Origin of the sequence: Nocardia sp. NPDC057272, from assembly GCF_042668615.1 — a bacterium.
Taxonomy (GTDB): Bacteria; Actinomycetota; Actinomycetes; order Mycobacteriales; family Mycobacteriaceae; genus Nocardia.
In genome coordinates this window covers 12497-32239 of sequence record NZ_JBHUYK010000046.1, presented here as the reverse complement: position 1 = coordinate 32239, position 19743 = coordinate 12497, and the positions used below count along the sequence as shown (strand labels likewise).

Below are 19743 nucleotides of genomic sequence, written 5' to 3'. Positions count from 1 at the left end.
GCGACGCATACTGCGTCGCGGCCCGCTGTCGGTGGTTTTCCTACCGGTCGCGCAGGGCGTACGGCTCGACCGCGCCGCGCTCCAGGGCCCGCGCGTCGATCGTCTCGGCGCGGTAGGGGAGCAGGGCCAGCCGGTCACGCATGCCGCGAACCGGGTCGTCGATCTTCTCGTTCAGGCCGAACAGGAAGGTCCATTCGTGCTCGTCGCTGCCGTAGGGGACCACGGTGGCGAACTGCTCGTGAAAACGACCCCACGAACGCTTCAGCGTCTCGTTGCGCCACATGGTCGCGCAGCCGGCCTGCGCCGACAGCACGCCGCCGGGGGCGAGCAGCGCCTTACATCGGGACAGGAACTCCGACTCGTAGAGTCGGTTGTGCTGGGCGTCCTCGACGCGCTCGTCGGGCAGATCGATCACGATCACGTCGTAGCGGGTGCCCGCCTCCTGCGCGTTCGCCAGGAAGTCCCAGCCGTCGGCGTAGTGCACGTGCACCGGGCCCTCGTGCTCGACTGCGGCGGTCAGCTCTTCGGTGGTGTAGCCGTAGGGCAGGTGCTCGGCACACAGCTCCACTTCGCGCTGATCGATGTCGACATGGTCGACCAGGGTCGCCCCGGCCGCCACCGACATCTGCGAGGCCACACCCTCACCGGACCCGATGATCAGCACCCGGTCGAGCTTCTCCGCCAGCACGAACGCCGGGACCATCATGGCCTCGTGGTAGGTGACCTGGGAGAACTCGGTGGACTGACGATCGTCGTCGGAGAACAGGGAGATCCCCTGATCGGTCCGCGCGATCACCATGTGCTGGAACGGGGTGTTCGTATCCACGATCACCTCGTGCAGATCCCAGATCCGGGTCAGGCCGTCGCCCACCGGTTCGTAGATCTTCTCGGCGCCGTGGCCACGCTGGACCGTCTGCATCCGAACTGTGGTGGGGGACAACTTGTCTCGGAGCAGCTCGACAGCTTTCGTCGCGCCCGCACCGATGCTGCCGCAGGTGAAGACGTCGACGAAGATGTCGCCGGACTCCGGATAAGTGTGAATCGAGGCGTGAGACTCCGACAACAGCGCGAGGACGGTCACCCCCTGCGGATCGAACTTTTTGTGAACGACTTCGCAGATGGTGACGCCCGCCGCGATCAGAGACTCACGCAACGCCGATTCGAGTCGTTCGAGATCGTCACACAGGGCTGTGTCGACGCCACCGAACTCGGCCAGCACGTGCCAACCGGTGAATTCCGCCGTCATGGGCAAACTCACTCTCGCTCAGCGCCCGAGACATGAACGGTCAAGGGCGGAAAACCATTGAAGGACACCGACGAATAACTCGCGGTATAGGCGCCGGTGTGCAGGATCTGAATCCGGTCACCGGCTCGCAACGTGGTCGGCAGAAGGACCTTCGTGCGTTGATACAGTACATCGTCGCCGTCGCAGGTCGGACCCGCGACCACCGCCTCCGACACCGGATCGCCGTCGCGATCGGTGACGAAACGGTAGGCGATGTACTCGTTCTCGGTCTCGGCCATACCGTTGTATCGGCCGATGTCGAGATACACCCAGCGCCGGCCATCCGGCGCGAATCGCACGCCGACGACCTCGGCGTGCACAGTGCCCGCGTTACCCACCAGCGCACGGCCGGGTTCCACGATCAGGCCGATGGCCGCGGGCAGGAACTCGGCGGCGGCGCCGGAGATGGCGGCCGCGATCGCGTCGAGTTCGGGGGCGGCGTCGACGTAGGAGATCGGCAGACCGCCGCCCACATTGACCGCCGTGACGTGAATGTCCTTGTCCGCCAGCGCCGTGACGATCGCACCCGCCTGCTCGATGCCGATCCGCCATGCGGCGGGGTCGAGCTGCTGGGAGCCGACGTGGAAATAGGGGCCGCCGACCCGCAGGCCCAGATCCCGGGCGCGCACCAGCAGCCGCAGGGCTTCGGCGGGCGCGCACCCGAACTTGGTGCCGAACGGGGTCCGTGATTCGGGGGCCGAGGACAGGAACCGGCACTCGACCTCGGAGCCGGGCGCGTGCTCGGCGATACGGTCGAGGTCGTCCTCGGTGTCGAAGGCGTAGCGGCGCACCCCGAGGGCGAAGGCGCGCGCGATGTGGGCGCTCTTCTTGATCGGGTTGCCGTAGCAGAGCCGCTCGGGCGCGACGCCGAGGTCGAGGCACTGGTCGATCTCGCCGATACTGGCGACGTCGAATTCGGCGCCCTCGTCGTCGAGCAGGGTGATCAGTTCCGCCACCGGCGCCGCCTTGACCGCGTACCTGATCCGGGTGCCGACAGCGACGGCGGCGTCGAGGGTTCGGTAGTTGGCACGTACCCGCTCGGGGTCGATGACAAGGTACGGGGATTCGGGCACAGGTGAACTTTCGGTCGGCAGCCGGGAGAGACTATCAGCGGCGCCTACCCAACAACGAATCCGTCAAACATTCGTCATATACGTCATAGGCAACAGGTATTACTCATCCTGCCGTGACTGTGACCTCGTCGAACACGACCTCGCCCGCGGCGTCGGATTCCTCGAGATCCACGATCGCCGTGAGCGCCCAGCCGTGATCACCCGCGGGGTCGTCGATCACCTGGCGGACATGCCAGAAACCGGGCCGCTGCTCGATCCCGAACAGCTGTGGGCCGCGCGCGTCGGGGCCGGTGCCGATCGTGGCGTACTCGTCGAAATAGGGGGCGAAGTCCTCGGCCCAATCGGGGCCGGTGCCGAGTTGATCGAGTTCGTACCAACGCTGTCGCGACGCCAGCTCCACCCGGCGGAACATGGCGTTGCGCACCATGATCCGGAAGGCGCGTTCGTTGGCGGTGATCGGGCGCACCGTTTCGGCGCCGAAGGCTATCTGCTGGGCGTCGTTCTCGGCGCCGGGGTTGGTGAGCTGTTCCCACTCGTCGAGCAGGCTCGAGTCGACCTGGCGGATGAGTTCGCCGAGCCATTCGGTGAGGTCGTCGAGATCCTCGGTGCGGGCGGCGTCGGGCACGGTGCGGCGCAGAGCACGGTAGGCGTCGGCGAGGTAACGCAGCACGACGCCTTCGGAGCGGGTCAGTTCGTAGTGCGAGATCAGTTCGGCGAAGGTCATCGCGCGTTCGATCATGTCGCGCACCACCGACTTCGGTGACGGCGCGAATTCCGACACCCAGGGGTGGCCGGCTCGGTAGGTCTCGAACATCGGATCGATCAGCTCGGCCAGGGGTTTGGGCCAGGTGACTTCCTCCAGGAGCTCCATCCGCTCCTCGTATTCGATACCGTCGGCCTTCATTTCGTTGACGGCGACACCACGGGCCTTGTGCTGCTGGGCCATCAGCAGCTGGCGCGGGTCCTCGAGGGTGGCCTCGATCAGGGAGACGACGTCGAGTGTGTAGGTGGGGCTTTCGCGATCGAGAAGGTCGAACGCGGCCAGCGCGAACGGTGACAGTGGTTGGTCCAGCGCGAAATCGCGTTGCAGGTCGACGGTCAGCCGCGCCATCCTGCCCTTCGCGTCGGGCTCGGAAAGTTGTTGCACCACACCGGCATCGCGCAGCGACCGGTACAGGCGCAGCGCTCGCAGGATGTGCTTGCGTTGCGCGGGACGCGGCTCGTGGTTGTCCTCGAGCAGGTGACGCATCGCGTAGAAGCAGTTGCCCGGGCGGGCGATCACATTGAGCAACATCGAGTTCGTCACCGCGAAGCGCGACACCATCGGCTCGGGCGGGGCGGCGATCAGCCGGTCGAAGGTCTCCTCGCTCCACGAGACGAAACCCTCCGGGGGCTTGCGGCGCACCACTTTTCGCTGCTTCTTCGGATCGTCGCCCGCCTTGGCGATGAGGCGGGTGTTCTCGACCTCGTGCTCGGGAGCCTGCACCACCACAGTGCCCATGGTGTCGTAGCCCGCGCGACCCGCGCGCCCGGCGATCTGATGGAACTCACGCGCTTTGAGCCTGCGGGTGCGCACCCCGTCGTACTTGGTGAGACCGGTGAGCAGCACGGTGCGGATCGGGACGTTGATGCCGACGCCGAGGGTGTCGGTGCCGCACACCACTTTCAGCAGCCCGTCCTGAGCGAGCTTCTCCACGAGGCGGCGATATTTGGGCAGCATGCCCGCGTGGTGCACACCGATGCCGTGACGGATCAGCCGCGACAGCGTCTTGCCGAAGCCCGATGCGAACCGGAAATCGCCGATGGCGGTGGCGATCGCGTCCTTCTCGGCCCGGGAGGCGAAATTCACGCTCGTCAGCGCCTGCGCGCGTTCGAGCGCGGCGGCCTGGGTGAAGTGCACGACGTAGACCGGCGCCTGGTGGGTGGTCACCAGTTCTTCGAGAGTCTCGGTGATCGGGGTGCGCACGTACGAGAACGTCAGTGGGACAGGACGTTCGGTGCCCGCGACCACCGTGGTCGAGCGGCCGGTGCGCGCCTCGAGATCGGCGGCGAAGAAGTCCACTTCGCCCAATGTCGCCGACATCAGCAGGAATTGGGCGCGGGGGAGTTCGATGATCGGCACCTGCCACGCCCAGCCGCGGTCGGGGTCGGCGTAGAAATGGAACTCGTCCATCACGATCTGGCCGACCTCGGCCGCCGCGCCCTCGCGCAACGCCAGGTTCGCCAGGATCTCCGCCGTGGCGCAGATGATCGGGGCGTCGGCGTTGACCGCCGCGTCACCGGTCACCATGCCGACGTTCTCCGCGCCGAACACCTCACACAGCGCGAAGAACTTCTCGCTGACCAGCGCCTTGATCGGCGCGGTGTAGTAGCTGCGCTGCCCGTTGGCCATGGCGAACAGGTGCGCGCCGACCGCCACCAGAGACTTTCCGGAGCCGGTCGGCGTCGCCAGAATGACATTGGACCCCGACGCCAACTCCATCAGCGCCTCGTCCTGCGCTGGATACAGGGTTGTGCCCTGCTCGGCAGCCCACGCCGCGAACGACTCGTAGAGCGCGTCGGCGTCGGTCCCGGGAATTTCCAGTAGGTCGGTCAGATCCACTCCGACCACCCTAGTCTGCGCAGCGGTCGAAGCCCTCGTCGGCCGCAGCGAAAGCGCAGCTACACCCAGTGGGTGTGCGGGTCAGTCCGCGCCGTCGCCGGAGGTGTCGTCGTACCCACCCTGCTCGGCCAGGAAGCGCTCGAACTCCGCCCCGAGCTCCTCACCGCTGGGGAGTTCGCCGTCGGCGGCGAGCAGGCTGGACTGGCGCTCCTGCGCGGTGACGAAACTGTCGTACTGGCGTTCCAGTGCTGTGACGACCGTCTCCACCTCCTCGTTGCCCGCGATGTGCTCGGCGACCTGCTCACGCACCCGCGCGGCCGCCTCACCCAGTGCCGAGAGCGGCAGATCCAGGCCGGCGTTGTCGGCGAAGTTCTCCAGCAGCGTCTGCGCGGCCTCGGGGTAGTCGGTCTGGGCCAGGTAGTGCGGCACGTGCACCGAGAATCCGAGCGATTCGTGGCCGTGCTGCGCCATCCGGTACTCGAGCAGCGACGACGCGCTGCCCGGCACCTGCAACTCGCCCGGCCAGCGCTGGTGCTCGCCGATCAGCGAACGATCCGAGGAATGCGCGGTCACACCGAGCGGACGGGTGTGCGGGATCGCCATCGGAATCGCCGACAGGCCGATCGTGCGGCGCACGCCCAGCTGTTCGGCCAGCAGCCGCACCGCGGTGGTGAACTTCTCCCAGCGCAGGTCCGGTTCCAGGCCCGAGAGCAGCAGGAACGGGGTCCCCGCGGTGTCGCGCAGAGCCCACAGGTTCAGTTCCGGTTCCGCGTAGTCGGCGAAATGATCGGTCTTGAACGTCATCAGCGGGCGGCGCGACCGGTAATCGAGCAACTCGTCGACGTCGAAGGACGCGACCAGTTCCGATTCGAGGCTCTCGCGCAGATGGGTCGTCGCCAGACGCACGGCGTGTCCGGCGTCGGTGAAACCTTCCAGACCGTGCACCAGCACGGGGCCCGCACCGTCGTCCGAGGACAACTGCGGCGCCGGAAACTCCAGTTCGTACATGTGCGACTGGTCATCCATCGCGTTTCTCCTTCCTGCGCGGTCCACCATCGCTCGCGGGGTGGGGAAGCGGATCTCCATTGTCCCCCACGCGAGCAGTGCCATCACACACGGCCGGGGACGGCTCGTCCTGTTAGGCAACAGCATGGACACCTCGCGCATTCCCGCCCGCCGCGGGGGACCGGGCTGTGCCGCGCATCCCGTCCGGCGTGGCGCGACCGGGCCGATCGAGGCGGTGGGGCACAGTGGACGGTGTGAACGTGGCGCAGGCGACACCGATCCGCGCGGGTGATCCGGGCCTGCGCCGCTGGTGGCTGGGGTTGGTGGCCGTGTCGCTCGCTCTCACCGGGTGTGGGCAGAGCGTCAGCGGGACACCGGTCGCCGAGAGCGCGGTAGCGGTGCGGCAGATCGATGGTTCGCTGGCCGAGCTGCTGCCCGCGCCGTCGCGGTTTCCGGCCCGGTATCCGGCGGTCGTGCTGCCTGCCCAGGCGGCGACGGCGGCCGCGGCCGATCTCGACGGAGTAGGGGCGGGCGCGACCGTCAGCCCGGCGAAATGCACGCCGGCCGAGGCCGAGCCCGGCGGGGAGCCCGCGGCGGTGGCGGTCGGGACCGATGACGCGAGCCGGGCCACCCTGACCGTCGAGTTGTCGCGTAGCGCCGAACCGGTATCGTCGCTGCGCGACCGACTCGGTGAGTGCGGGCTGATCCAGGTTCGGCGGGCGGGTGCGGGGTCCACTGTCACGACAGCGCTCGACCGGACCACGCCGACCGGTACCGACGACGCGATAGCGTTGCGGCGCACCGTGGTTCCCGAAGTCGGCGGTGCGGGGCTGACGCAGACGATGCAGACCTCGATCGGGCAGATCGGCGACGTGCGCATCACGGTGACGTCGATGACCTTCGGTGCGGGACAACCGGATACGGCCGCAGTGGACGAGATGTTCGCCACCACCGCCGCCGCCGTACGCGGTAGCTAGCGCCTACCACCAGGCGGTGACAAGTTCGCCCGCAGTGCACGGCCGGGACCGGGGTTGCTCCACAGCTTCGGCGCTACGCACAGGGCGGATGAAAGCCCAGGTCGGTGCACCCGGTGCGGGCGAGCAGGCGGGCACCGTGGAGCCATGACGCCTTCGACGAACCCCACCCGCCGGGTCAAGCGCTTCGGCCCGTTTCCCCGCGCACTCGGCTGCGCCGAATCCACTCCCCGCTATCCCGGCGGGCCGCCGCGCCCACCGCTGCGGGTCGACGAACCCGGTGAGCTGATCGCCGCCCTGCCCGCGATGCTCGGCTTCGTCCCCGAACGGTCCCTCGTCGTTGCCGTGCTGCACGAGGTGGCGGGCGGTGCGGCCGAGGCAATCGAGGCGGTGGTGCGCTTCGACCTCGACGTGGCCACCGACATCCGGCTGCTCGACCAGTTCACCGCCTGCCTGGCATCGATCTGCCTGCGCGAAGAGGCGACCGGGGTGCTCGCCGTCTTCGTCGAGGACCGTGCCGAGTTCGAGAGCGAGGAAGTTCTGCGCGCGGCCGAATTGATCGACGTACTGACCGAGGACGGGATCGCGGTCCGCGGTGCCTGGTCGGTGCCCGCGATCGCGGCGGGCGAACGCTACCGCAGTGTGTTCGGCCTGGTCGGGACCGGCCTGGTCGCCGATCCGTCGTCCTCGATCGTCGCCGTGTCACATGTGCTGGAAGGCAAGCAGATTCGCGGCTCGCGTCAGGAGATGACGGCGCTGATGGTTCCCGACGAGCTGCTGAGCGCGCGCGTGCGCGCTCAGCTCGGGCCCGCGGACGCGCGCTACCGGGGTGGGCTGGCGGCGGCGACGCGCGCCGGTGACGCCCTGGCCTACCAGCGGCGGGCACTGGAATGGGTGCTGTGGCAGATCGCCGACACCGCGTCCGGCGCACCGCGTGCCGCGCGCGAACTCGCGCGACTGGCCGCGACCCTGCGTGACCGGCCGATCCGCGACGCCGTGTACGGCCTCGCGGTCGGCGATCACGCCGAGGCCGCCGAGCGGCTGTGGGCGCAGTTGGCCAGGGCGACACCCGGTACCGACCGCGCCGAAGCAGCGGCCCTGCTCGGCTTCAGTGCCTACCTGCGCGGCGACGGACCGTTCGCCGGCGTCGCGATCGCCGCCGCCGTCGAGGCCGACGCCGAGCACGCGATGGCGGTGCTGCTGGAGACCTCGCTACAGACCGGACTGCGGCCCGAACGGCTGCGCAGACTCGCGCTGTGTGGTCACCAGATCGCCGCCGATCTCGGGGTCGACATCGGCCCGATCACCCGGTGAGTCAGGAAGGTCAGCGAGCGCTGTGGGCCTTCGTGCCGAGGGAACGCAGGAAATCCCAGGCGTCGGAGACGATCTCGTCGAGGTCGTTGTGCTCGGGTCGCCAGCCCAGTTCGGCGACCGCGCGATCACTGGAGGCGATCAATACGGCCGGATCACCCGCGCGGCGCGGCGCGTCGATCGTCTCGATCGGCAGACCGGTGACCCGCTCGCACGCCGAGATCACTTCGCGCACCGAGAAACCCGTGCCCGAACCCAGGTTGCAGATCCGGTGCGTGCCCGGCTGCGACGACGACAGCGCGAGCAGATGCGCCTGCGCCAGGTCGCGGATGTGGATGTAGTCACGCACGCACGTACCGTCCGGCGTCGGCCAGTCGGTGCCGTACACCGAAATGGCCTTGCGGTGACCCAGCGCCACCTGCAACACGAGGGGGATCAGATGTGTTTCCACCACCCGGTTCTCGCCGAGCCCGGCATAGGCGCCCGCCACGTTGAAATAGCGCAGGCTGGTCGCGGCCAGATCGTGGGCCACCGCGTAGGAGGTGATGGCGTGATCGATGGCCAGCTTGCTGGCGCCGTAGGGATTGGTGGGGCGAGTGGGCGAGGCCTCGGTGATCGGGACCTGCTCGGGCTCGCCGTACACCGCGGCGGTGGAGGAGAACACCAGGCGGGGGGTTCCGGTCTCACGGATCGCCTCGAGCAGCGTCAGCGTCTTCACGACGTTGCCGTGCCAGTACTTCTCGGGCTGCTCCACCGACTCGCCGACCAGCGACTGCGCCGCGAAATGCAGAACACCGTCGAAGGATTCGGCACGCAGCAGATCGGGGGCGGCGACAGCGATATCACCGTCGACGAACCGGGCACCGGCCGGCACACCGTCGGCGTTACCGGTCGAGAGGTCATCGACCACGACCACCTCGTGGCCCTCTTCGAGCAGCACGGCGGCGCAACCGCCACCCACGTAGCCGGCGCCGCCGGTGACAAGAAGTTTCACGAATCAGACCAGCCTCACCTGGACGGCATGCGCCATCTCTTCGGACAGTTCGAAACCGTTGTGGCCCGGCACCGTGATCAGTACCGCACCCGGCTTGGTCTCCACGGTAACGCGTGCGTCGGGCACCACGCCCGCCTCACGCAGCCGCCCGATGACCTCCGGGTCGGTCTGGATGTGTTCGGCCAGCCTGCGCACGACCACCGCGTGCAGCGCGCCGTTGGGCAGATCGGAGAGCCGGATCAGCTTCTCCTCGGCGGCGGGAGCGTCGGCGAGACCGAGTTCGTCCAGGCCGGGAATCGGGTTGCCGTAGGGCGAGGTGGTCGGGTGGTTGAGCACCTCGATCAGGCGCCGCTCCACCTCCTCGCTCATCACGTGCTCCCAGCGACACGCCTCGGCGTGGACGTTCTCCCAGTCCAGACCGATGATGTCGACCAGCAACCGCTCGGCGAGCCGGTGCTTGCGCATCACCGAGACGGCCATGGAACGGCCCTTGTCGGTGAGCTCGAGATGGCGATCGCCCGCGACGAGCAACAGGCCGTCGCGCTCCATCCGCGCGACCGTCTGGCTCACCGTCGGACCACTCTGCTCGAGGCGTTCGGCGATGCGTGCCCGCAACGGCACCACGCCCTCTTCCTCGAGGTCGTAGATGGTACGGAGATACATCTCCGTGGTGTCGACCAGATCCTTCACCTGATACCCCTTCGTCAGCACGAATTCTACCCACGCGCGAACGCCGGTCCGCCCGTCGGACCAGCGGCCCTATTTCTACTGCATGTCAACGCCGCACGGGGGCCGCTGCTTCCGGCTAGCGTGGCGACCATGGTCACGTCGCCGCGCAGCGAAACCAGTGGGACCGTCGTGTGGACCGAGCGATTCCTCGGCTACACCTGGAGTCCGGAGCATCCGATGAAGCCGGCGCGCCTGCAATACACCATGTCGCTGGCCGAAAGCCTAGGTCTTCTCGATGGTGTCGAACCGTTGGCACCCGACGCGGCCACCCAGGCCGACCTGATGCGGGTCCACAGCAGCGCCTACATCGAGGCGGTGCGCCGGGCCGGACAGGGGCCGCCGACGCCCGAGGATGTCCTCTACGGGCTCGGAACCGCCGACAATCCGGTGTTCCCGCAGATGCACGAGGCGGCGTCGGTGATCGTCGGCGGCACTCTCGCCGCCGCCAGGGAGATCGCGGCGGGCCGTACCCGGCGGGCTGTGAGCATCGGCGGTGGAATGCACCACGCCATGCCGGATTCGGCAGCGGGGTTCTGCGTCTACAACGATGCCGCGATCGCCATCTCGTGGCTGCTCGACCACGGCTTCGACCGCATCGCCTACCTAGATGTCGACGTCCATCACGGCGACGGTGTGCAACGCGCCTTCTACGCCGATCCGCGGGTGCTCACGGTGTCGATACACCAGCATCCGGCGACGTTGTGGCCCAATACCGGCTGGCCAGAAGAGACCGGGGTCGGGGCGGCCGAAGGTACCTCGATCAATCTGCCGCTGATGCCGGGCACCCGGGACGCTCAGTGGCTGAGGGGATTTCACGCGGTGGTACCCGGTGCGGTCGCCGCGTTCCGCCCGCACATCATCATCAGCCAGTGCGGTGTCGACACCCATCGCGAAGACCCGCTGGCCGATCTGGAACTCACCGTCGACGGTCAGCGCGCGGCCTTCCTCGCGATGCGCGATCTCGCCGACGAATACGCCGAAGGGCGGTGGCTGGCCATCGGCGGTGGCGGATACGGCGTGGTGCGGGTGGTGCCGCGCGCCTGGACCCACCTGCTCGCCGCGGCACTCGACCGGCCGCTCGCCCCCGAAACGCCGGTGCCCGCCGACTGGATCGACCAGGTGCGCGCGACCGCGCCGCGCGTGCAACCACCGACGACCATGGGTGACGGAGGCGACACCGCCTATCGGGCCTGGGACGGCCCCGGCGGCACACCCGAGATCGGTGACGCGGGCCAGATCCGTGCGCAGCGTGCGGTCGACACCGCCATCACGGCCACCCGGCGGGCGAGTTTCGGCCTGCTCGGGCTCGATCCGGAGGATCCCCGTGACTGAGCCACTGCTCCCCGACACCTCCGACACGCCCGCGAATCCGCCTGCGCCGCCCCAACATTGGTACGGCGATGTGCTCGCCGCCGACGGTGGCGTGGTCCGGGTGCGCCCGATCGTGCCCGCCGACGCCGACGCGCTCGCGGCCTTTCACACCCGCCTGTCCGATCGCACCCGGTATCTGCGCTATTTCGGTCCGTACCCGCAGATCTCGCCGAAGGACATGTACCGCACCACCCACGTCGACTACCGCGATCGGGTCGGTCTCGTCGCGGTGCTCGGCACGGCGATCATCGGCGTGGCTCGCTACGAACTGCTCGCCCGGCCGGGCCCACGCGCGGCCGAGGTGGCGTTCGTGGTCGCCGACGAGCACCAGGGGCGTGGGCTCGGCTCGGTGTTGCTCGAACACCTAGCCGGTGCCGCCGCCGAGAACGAGGTGATCGCCTTCGTCGCCGAGGTGCTGGCCGAGAACGAGGCGATGATCACGGTCTTCCGTGAGGCCGGCTACCAACTGCAGCGCAGTCGTGACGGTTCCGAGGTACACCTCGAATTCGCCATCGACCCCACCGAAGCGCTGCGCACCGTGCGGGATTCGCGGGAGGCGGCCTCGGAAGCACGCAGTGTCGGCAATCTGCTCGCACCCGGTTCGGTCGCGGTGATCGGTGCCTCACCGGAACAGACCCGGGTCGGCGGCGCGGTATTCGCGAATCTGCTGGCAGGCGGTTTCAGCGGACCCGTGTTTCCGGTGAACCTGCACCGGCGCTCGGTCCGTGGCGTGCGCGCCTACGCCGCGGTGAGCGAGATCCCCGACGAGGTGGACCTGGCGGTGGTGGCGGTGCCACCCGCGGCGATCGGGGCGGTCCTGGACGACTGCATGGCCAAGGGGGTCAAGGGCCTTGTCGTGTTGACCGCGGGCTTCGGCGAGACCGGAGCAGCCGGGCTGGCCGCTGAACACGACCTGGTCGCCGCGGCGCGCGGGCATGGAATGCGCGTGGTCGGACCCAGCGCGCTCGGCATCGCCAACACCGATCCCGCGGTCGGGCTCAACGCGACTCTGGCCCCGGTGCTACCCCAGCGCGGGCGGATCGGCTTCTTCTGCCAATCCGGCCCCCTCGGTGCGGCGATCCTCGGCGAGGCCGCGGCCCGTAACCTCGGCCTGTCGACGTTCGTCTCGGCGGGAAACCGGGCCGACGTCTCGGGCAACGACCTGCTCCAGTACTGGGACACCGCCGCCGATACCGAGGTGATCCTGCTGTACCTGGAGAGCTTCGGTAACCCACGCAAGTTCTCCCGGCTGGCACGCCGGGTGGCCCGCGGCAAACCGATCGTCGCGGTGAGCAGCGGTCGCCTCGCGGCCGGCGCCGACATGGACCGCATCGTGGTCCGCGACCTCTTCGGTCAAGCCGGGATCATCCAGGTCGACTCCATCTCCGAACTGTTCGACTGTGCCGCCCTGCTGGCCTGTCAGCCGCTACCGAAGGGCCCCCGGGTCGCGGTGGTCGGTAACAGCGCCGCGCTGAACTGGCTGGCCATCGACGCCGCCCGCAGCGAAGGGCTGCGGGTGCACCGGCCCGTCACCGCGGTCGACCGAGGTCCCGGAGCCAGGCCCACCGAACGCGGTGTGCAGGCTGCGCGACCGCTGGAGCCGGACCCGCGGAACGCTCGGCCGGACGAGCGCACCGAGCGAGCCGCGGAGCGTGCCGGGCGGTCGGCGTGGGGATTGCGCGGTGCCCGACGGGGTAGCCGGGGCCCGGCCGATTCCGGGGCTGACCGGGCAGGGGACATCTCCGGCGCAGCCGACCGGACCAGAGGTAGCGCCGCTCCGCCCGACCGGACCACAGGTAGCGCCGGGCGGCCCGACCGGACCAGAGGTAGTGCCGGGCCGCCCGACCGGGCCAGAGGTAGCGCCGGGTCGTCCGATCGGACCATCGACAGTGCCGGGCCGGCTCACCGGGCCGCAGACAGTGCCGGGCCGACCAGCCACACCGAGGGCGACCTCGGCCCGACCGCGCGGAGCGCGGACAGTGCGATCGTGGACGGTCCGGTGGATCTCGGGCCGGAGGCGACACCGGCCGACTTCCGGGAAGCGGTCCTGGCTGCGCTGCGCAGCGAGGAGGTCGACGCGGTGATCGTCGTGGTCGCCCCGCCTGTTCCGGTGCCGATGGAGGGCTTCGGGGACGCATTGCGGGCGGCAGCCGCGGCGGCGCCGGGCAAGCCGGTGCTCACCACGTTCGTCGCGGAATCGGGCATTCCGCGACAGTTGGCGGTGCGTACCACCGCGGGCGCGCCGGCGCGCGGGTCCATCCCGTCCTACCCGGATCCCGAGCGAGCCGCGCGAGCGCTGGCCAGGGTGGATCGGTACGCGCGCTGGCGGGATCGGCCGATCTCGCCGGTGGTGCGTCCGCCCGGAATCGACACCGCGGCCGCGGCGGCACTGGTGGAGGGCTGGCTCGCCGAGTCGGGCGGGCGGTGGCTCACCGACGAGGAGGCGGTGCTGCTACTCGGGTGCTACGGCATCGACGTGGTCGAGTTCCGGGCTGTCCGCGATGCCGACCAGGCGGTCGCCGCGGCCGAGGAACTCGGTTATCCGGTCGCGGCGAAGGCCACGGGGGAGCTGTGGCGGCGCCGACCCGATCTGATCGGCGTGCGTCTGGATCTGTGGGGACCGGAGGCGGTCCGGCAGGCCTACACCGACCTGGTCGAGATCTGCGGCGATCCGCTGCTGCACGTGCAGAAGATGGCGACCAAGGGTGTCGGCTGCGTACTGCGCGTCACCGACGACCCCTCGTTCGGGTCGGTCATCCAGTTCGGCCTGTCCGGCATGATCATCGACCTGCTCGGCGACCGTGCCTACCGCGCGCTGCCGCTGACCGAGGAGGAAGCGACCGCGCTCATCGACGCACCACGCGCGGCGCCGCTGCTGTCGGACGGGCCGGGCAGAGTGGGGGTGGACAAAGCCGCGCTGGCCGAACTGGCTCAACGCATCTCGGCCCTGTTCGACGACATCCCCCAGATGCGCGAACTCTCCTGCGACCCCGTACTGGCCGCCTCGGCCTCGGCGGAGATCATCTACGCCCGAGCGCGCATCGGTCCCGAACCGAGCCGCTTCGACACCGGCCCCCGTCGGCTGGCCTGAACGGTGGCCGGTGGGTCCGGTGCAACGAACAACGCCGACCGGCTCGCGACCCGGAGGGGAGGGGTGCGCGGTCGCCGGTCGGCGTTTCGGCAGACGACCCCGCGGGGCCGTCGAGTTTTCGGATCAGCTGGCGTAGGCGCGCAAGCGGTCGGCGCGGTCGCCCTTGCGCAGCTTGGACATGACCTCGCGCTCGATCTGGCGGACCCGCTCGCGGGACAGGCCGAAGAGCTTGCCGATCTGGTCCAGGGTGCGCGGCTGGCCGTCGTCGAGACCGAAGCGCAGGCGGATGACCTGCTGTTCGCGCTCGTCGAGGGTGGCCAGGACGCTGCGCACGTCGTGGTGCAGCAGGCCGGCGATGACGGCGCTCTCGGCGGAGGTGGCCTCGGAGTCCTCGATGAAGTCGCCCAGGGGAGCCTCCTCGTCGTTGCCGACGGGCATGTCCAGGCTCACCGGGTCGCGGCTGTGGTCGAGCAGATCGGCGATCTTCTCCACCGGGATGCCCGACTCGTTTGCGAGCTCGGCGTCGGTGGCCTCGCGGCCCAGCTGCTGATGCAGTTCACGCTTGATCCTGGCGAGCTTGTTCACCTGTTCGACCAGGTGCACGGGCAGCCGGATGGTGCGGCTCTGATCGGCCATGCCGCGGGTGATGGCCTGACGGATCCACCAGGTGGCGTAGGTGGAGAACTTGAAGCCCTTGGCGTAATCGAACTTCTCCATCGCGCGGATCAGCCCGAGGTTGCCCTCCTGGATCAGGTCCAGCAGCGGCATGCCGCGGCCCGTGTAGCGCTTGGCCAGGGATACGACCAGACGCAGGTTGGCCTCGAGCAGGTGCGAGCGGGCGGCAGAGCCCTCGCGAACCAGAATCGCCAGGTCGCGCTTGCGAGCCGCCGTCAACCGCTTACTGGTTGACAGCAGGTTCTGGGCATACAGGCCCGCCTCGATGCGCTTGGCCAATTCGACCTCGTCGGCCGCCGTGAGCAGTGCCGTGCGTCCGATTCCGTTGAGGTACACGCGTACCAGATCGGCTGCGGGGCTCTGGGCGTCGATATCGGCCTCGCTGGGGCGCAAACGAGTGGTGGCGGGGCTTGTCATGACTTGCCTCCTGTCGGTGGTGTCTCACTCCGATCAACGGACCCGACTTAGAGAAAGTTCCCGATCCCGCGGTCGATAAACCGCTCTGAGCTGCTGGTTCCCACCCCAACGGCTGAGAAGTTCCTGAGAAGAGGGTCCTGGTCGGAACTCGCTGCCACCGCGGGGCGGTTCAGACGGGCCGCACCAGTCCGTGCCGGACGAGTCCGGCGACCACACCGAGGGCCTGGGCGGCGAATTCCGGCGTGACCTGCTCCGCTCCGTCGGCGAGGGCGAGTAGTTCGATCAGTTCGTACAACGGCAGCCCGTCGGGCCGCATTCCCGCGACCAGCGCGACCGTCGACTCGTCGACCTCGTGCTGCCAGCGTGGTCCGTCGCCGCGATGAAGCCGGGCCACCTGCTCGGTCCAGCCGAACTCGCCGGGCAGATACACCCGCTCCAGCGCGGTCGCCGGGCTCGGCGCGAAACGGGATGCCCACGCGAGGTTTTCGTCGGCGGCCACCGCGCGCAACCATGCCGACCGCGCGAAATACCCGGCCACCTCGGTGCCTAGCGGGTCGTCGAAACCGTGGGTGAGGTCCTCGGCGAGGAGTTCGGTGGGGCCGTCGATCGCGCGCAGGTAGACGAAACCGAACCCGACGCCTTCGACGTCGGCGGCCTCGAAGGCGTCGAGCCACCGCGCCGCCTGTTCCTGGGCGGCCGGGTCACGCGGGTCCAGGCCCGCGTCGCGCAGCCAGGTGCCGACGTAGAGGCCCGGATCGGCGACGTCGCGCTGCACGACCCACGCGTCGACGCCGTGGGCGGGCAACCAGCTCGACACGCGTTGACGCCAGTCCTCGCCGTCCACGTGCACCCAGGCGGCGAGCATGGCGGCCGTGCCGCCGGGGGCCAGTAGCTCGGGCGCCTGCCCGATGACCAGCTCGCTGGCCCCGTCCAGGGCGAGTCCGGAGTCGCGATAGGTGTGCTCGATGCGTGCCGGACCGACCACGAACGGCGGATTGGCCACGACCTGGTCGAAGCGCCGCCCGGCCACCGGCTCGAACCAGGACCCCTCGAGCAGTTCGATATCGAGTTCGTTGAGCGCGGCCGTGGCCTGCGCCAGCCACAGGGCCCGCGCGTTGACATCGGTGGCGGTGACCCGGCCCGCGTAACCCGCCGCGTGCACGGCCTGCACACCGCAGCCGGTGCCCAGATCCAGCACGGTGCCCACGGGTTCGGTGGGTGTGGCGCGCAGCAACGACAGCGACGCGTGCCCGACGCCGAGGACGTGATCCTCGGTGAGCGTGCGCCGCCGCATCGAATCGTCGAGATCGGACAGGATCCACCGGGTACCCGCGCCGACATCGAGCGGCCGCAGATCCAGCGCGGCCCGCACCTGGTCACCGTCGCGCGCGAGCAGACCCGCCGCCACCGCCGCGTCGATGCGCACCGGCGCCAACGCGGTCGCGACGTCGCGCTCCGGCAGGACGTCGCCGAGCAGCAGCAATCGCACCAGTGTGCCGAGGTCGCCCGCCGCGCGCGCCGCCCGCCGCACCGGCACCGGCTCCGAACGGCTCAGTGCCGCATGCACATCGGGCCCCAACGCCTCGACGAGGGTGTCGGCGTCGTAGCCGACCCGGATCAGCGCGGTGCGCAGGTCCGGGCACAGCGCGGTGAGCAGGGAGTCGGTCATCGTCGGGTTCGTAGGCACCCGCCTACTCTGCCAGGGCCACGAGCACTGAGAACGACCAGCTGCCACTGCGCGTCGCCGCGTGCGCAGACCCCGGGCTCGGCTGAATACCGCGGTAGCTGTGGCGGCTTGTTCCTCGCGCGGCCGGATGGAAAGCCGTTGAGTGGACCGGCACATCGACAGTGTTCGCGGCAGGTCGCTGTGTGTGGCGGTTCAGCCGGTGTAGGGGTCCCTGGATGTCACGCAGTACAGCGCATTTCCGGGGTCACGCAGGACGATCCAGTGTTCGGCGTCGGTGACCCGGGTAGCGCCGAGGGACTCGTGCCAGGCTGCGGTGGCGGTGATGTTCGACGAGGCCAGGTCGGCGTGCGCGCCGGTGGGGCCGGGTTCATCGAGGCGCTGGAGCAGAAAGTGCAGTGGCTGGTCGGGGCCACGCAGGCGCGAGAATTCCGGGCGGCGGCCGGGCTTGTGCGTCCAGTCGGTGAGTGCCTGCCAGAAGGCGGTATCGGCGTCGATGTCGGTGGGGGACAGGTCGAGGCAGATCTGGTCGAGGCGGGTCACTGTGCCATCGGGCGCGGTCGACACCGTGATCGGCGCCGGACCGAGACCGGCGGGCTCGGTAGACGGTATGAGGCAGAACGTCTGTCCGGCAGGCGATTCCAGCACGGTGTAGCCGTCCACCTCGGCGACCACGTGGGCGCCGAGCCCGGTCGCGGTCGCTACCGCCGCGGGGAGATCGTCGACGTCGAGATCCAGGTGGATGCCGCCGTCGTCGTGGACGGCTTGCATCTTGATCCACGCGGGCCCGGTGGCGGGCAGCAGGGTGATGAACTCATCGTGTTCGCCGCGCGGTTCCGAGACCGTGGAGTCGGTGACCCGTGCCCAGAATCGTGCGCAGTCGGCGAAAGTGTCGACGGGTCGGTCGAGAAAGGCCCAGGTCCAGCGAATCATGCTGTCTCCCTTCCACTATGAGGACGCCTCTGGAGCCGTCGGCCGGATTCGGTTGTCCTGTCAGGCAGCTCGGGTGGTCCTGTCCGAACGGTAGGCGGCCCGCGCTCCGCTGTCGACAGCCTTATCGGTTCGGTGTGCGGGCTCCGCTGTCACGGCCCTTCGTGCGCAGTTCGCTCGCCGCCGGTACCCCGCCGTTGGCGGGATATTGACGAAACATGTCACACCGGCCACTCGCTCGCTCGGCGTCGATCCGGCACGCTGGCCGAGTGACCGATTTACGTGTGCCCGCGCCGCCCACCGGCGACGACCCGGCCGGCGACCTCACTTCCGCACCGGCATCGGTCACCGACGAACGTCGTCGACTCCATCCCGCGTGGATCGTGGCGGGCGTCGGCTTCGTCGCCCTGCTCGGCGCGGCCGCCTTCCGCTCGGTCCCCAGCGTCCTCATCGAGCCGCTGCACACCGAATTCGGGTGGTCACACGCCACGATCTCCACCGCCATCTCGCTGAATATGCTGCTCTACGGCCTGATCTCGCCGTTCGCCGCCGCGCTGATGGACCGATTCGGCATCCGCAAGGTGGTGTGTTCGGCGCTGGTGCTGATCGCCGCGGGCAGCGGGCTGACGGTGTTCATGACCCAGGCGTGGCAACTGGTGGCGACGTGGGGATTGCTGGTGGGTGTCGGCGTCGGGTCGATGTCGATGCCGTTCGTCGCGACCATCACCGGTCGTTGGTTCGTCCGGAGTCGTGGCCTGGTCACCGGAGTGCTCACCGCGGCGGGCGCCACCGGTCAGCTGGTGTTCCTGCCGCTGGTGTCGATGCTGGCCACCGAGCACGGCTGGCGGCTGCCGTCGTTGATCGTGGCGGCAGTGGCACTGTCGGTGGTGCCGCTGGTCTGGCTGTTCGTGCGCGACTATCCCAGCGACGTCGGTGTCCGCGCGTACGGGGCGCCGGCCGATTCGGACGCGGGCGCGCGAGTCCCGATCGTGGGCGGTGCCAACCGGGCGTTGAAGGTGCTCGCCTCGGCCGCGCGCCGACCCGGATTCTGGCTGCTGGCGGGCGGTTTCGCGATCTGTGGGGCTTCGACGAACGGCCTGGTCGGCACTCATTTCGTCACCGCGGCCCACGACCACGGCATGCCGCCGACCACCGCGGCCGGGCTGCTCGCGCTGGTCGGGATCTTCGATGTGGCAGGCACCATCGCCTCGGGCTGGCTCTCGGACCGCGTGGATCCGCGCTACCTGCTCCTCGGCTACTACTCGCTGCGCGGGCTCTCGCTCCTGATCCTGCCGTCGCTGCTCGGCCCGCACACCGAGCCGAGTATGTGGGTGTTCATCGTGTTCTACGGCCTGGACTGGATCGCGACCGTCCCGCCGACCGTGCTGCTGTGCCGCGAACTCTTCGGCGCCGACGGCCCGATCGCGTTCGGCTGGGTCTTCGCCGCCCACCAGGTCGGCGCCGCCGTGGCCGCCACCGGCGCGGGCTTCATCCGCGACGTCCAAGGCTCCTACGACCTCGCCTGGTACGTGGCGGGTGCGCTCTGCGGGATCGCCGCGGTCATGTCGATGCTGGTCCGCAGACCGGCAACGGCCGCGTAGC

Annotated in this window: 14 protein-coding genes; 5 read left to right on the top strand and 9 right to left on the bottom strand. The window is 69.4% G+C overall.

The window, feature by feature from the left end; translation table 11 throughout:
• Nucleotides 1–40: 40 nt before the first annotated feature.
• The 4 genes from speD to ACFULV_RS33865 form a co-directional block, all read right to left on the bottom strand.
• Nucleotides 41–1246 carry an adenosylmethionine decarboxylase gene (gene speD, locus ACFULV_RS33880; protein WP_378626649.1) on the bottom strand — a complete coding sequence of 402 codons (1206 nt, stop codon included), beginning with the start codon at nucleotides 1244–1246 and terminating at the stop codon, nucleotides 41–43.
• Nucleotides 1247–1254: 8 nt separating this feature from the next.
• Nucleotides 1255–2358, bottom strand: coding sequence for a type III PLP-dependent enzyme (locus ACFULV_RS33875; RefSeq protein ID WP_378626650.1), 1104 nt, complete (start codon nucleotides 2356–2358; stop codon nucleotides 1255–1257).
• 103 nt (nucleotides 2359–2461) lie between these two features.
• Nucleotides 2462–4960 carry a DEAD/DEAH box helicase gene (locus ACFULV_RS33870; RefSeq protein ID WP_378663989.1) on the bottom strand — a complete coding sequence of 833 codons (2499 nt, stop codon included), beginning with the start codon at nucleotides 4958–4960 and terminating at the stop codon, nucleotides 2462–2464.
• Nucleotides 4961–5041: 81 nt separating this feature from the next.
• Nucleotides 5042–5986, bottom strand: a complete 945-nt coding sequence (locus tag ACFULV_RS33865) for a PAC2 family protein (protein ID WP_378663987.1) — start codon at nucleotides 5984–5986, stop codon at nucleotides 5042–5044.
• A 233-nt stretch (nucleotides 5987–6219) separates the two neighbouring features.
• Here ACFULV_RS33865 and ACFULV_RS33860 point away from each other — a divergent pair, with 233 nt between their 5' ends.
• Both ACFULV_RS33860 and ACFULV_RS33855 read left to right on the top strand, forming a co-directional pair.
• Complete coding sequence (locus ACFULV_RS33860; RefSeq protein ID WP_378663984.1) at nucleotides 6220–6942, top strand: sensor domain-containing protein; 723 nt, start codon at nucleotides 6220–6222, stop codon at nucleotides 6940–6942.
• A 144-nt stretch (nucleotides 6943–7086) separates the two neighbouring features.
• Entirely contained in the window at nucleotides 7087–8253 is a 1167-nt protein-coding gene (locus ACFULV_RS33855) for a DUF4192 domain-containing protein (RefSeq protein ID WP_378663981.1), read from the top strand.
• Between the two features lie 10 nt (nucleotides 8254–8263).
• Here the strand turns inward: ACFULV_RS33855 and galE are convergent, their stop codons facing one another.
• Nucleotides 8264–9244 carry a UDP-glucose 4-epimerase GalE gene (gene galE / locus ACFULV_RS33850; RefSeq protein WP_378626657.1) on the bottom strand — a complete coding sequence of 327 codons (981 nt, stop codon included), beginning with the start codon at nucleotides 9242–9244 and terminating at the stop codon, nucleotides 8264–8266.
• Nucleotides 9245–9247: 3 nt separating this feature from the next.
• On the bottom strand, nucleotides 9248–9934 hold the full coding sequence (locus ACFULV_RS33845) for a metal-dependent transcriptional regulator (RefSeq protein WP_056815561.1): 687 nt from the start codon (nucleotides 9932–9934) through the stop codon (nucleotides 9248–9250).
• A 129-nt stretch (nucleotides 9935–10063) separates the two neighbouring features.
• Between ACFULV_RS33845 and ACFULV_RS33840 the strand changes: the two genes are divergently transcribed.
• Nucleotides 10064–11305, top strand: coding sequence for an acetoin utilization protein AcuC (locus tag ACFULV_RS33840; RefSeq protein WP_378663978.1), 1242 nt, complete (start codon nucleotides 10064–10066; stop codon nucleotides 11303–11305).
• Nucleotides 11298–14435, top strand: coding sequence for a GNAT family N-acetyltransferase (locus ACFULV_RS33835; protein ID WP_378663975.1), 3138 nt, complete (start codon nucleotides 11298–11300; stop codon nucleotides 14433–14435). Before ACFULV_RS33840 ends, ACFULV_RS33835 begins: the two co-directional genes overlap by 8 nt.
• A 123-nt stretch (nucleotides 14436–14558) precedes the next feature.
• Here the strand turns inward: ACFULV_RS33835 and ACFULV_RS33830 are convergent, their stop codons facing one another.
• The 3 genes from ACFULV_RS33830 to ACFULV_RS33820 form a co-directional block, all read right to left on the bottom strand.
• Nucleotides 14559–15527, bottom strand: a complete 969-nt coding sequence (locus ACFULV_RS33830; RefSeq protein ID WP_378626663.1) for a sigma-70 family RNA polymerase sigma factor — start codon at nucleotides 15525–15527, stop codon at nucleotides 14559–14561.
• Nucleotides 15528–15696: 169 nt separating this feature from the next.
• Nucleotides 15697–17196 carry a methyltransferase gene (locus tag ACFULV_RS33825; protein ID WP_378663972.1) on the bottom strand — a complete coding sequence of 500 codons (1500 nt, stop codon included), beginning with the start codon at nucleotides 17194–17196 and terminating at the stop codon, nucleotides 15697–15699.
• A 210-nt stretch (nucleotides 17197–17406) separates the two neighbouring features.
• Complete coding sequence (locus tag ACFULV_RS33820; protein ID WP_378663969.1) at nucleotides 17407–18144, bottom strand: VOC family protein; 738 nt, start codon at nucleotides 18142–18144, stop codon at nucleotides 17407–17409.
• 266 nt (nucleotides 18145–18410) lie between these two features.
• Between ACFULV_RS33820 and ACFULV_RS33815 the strand changes: the two genes are divergently transcribed.
• Entirely contained in the window at nucleotides 18411–19742 is a 1332-nt protein-coding gene (locus tag ACFULV_RS33815) for an MFS transporter (protein WP_378663967.1), read from the top strand.
• Nucleotide 19743: the final 1 nt, after the last annotated feature.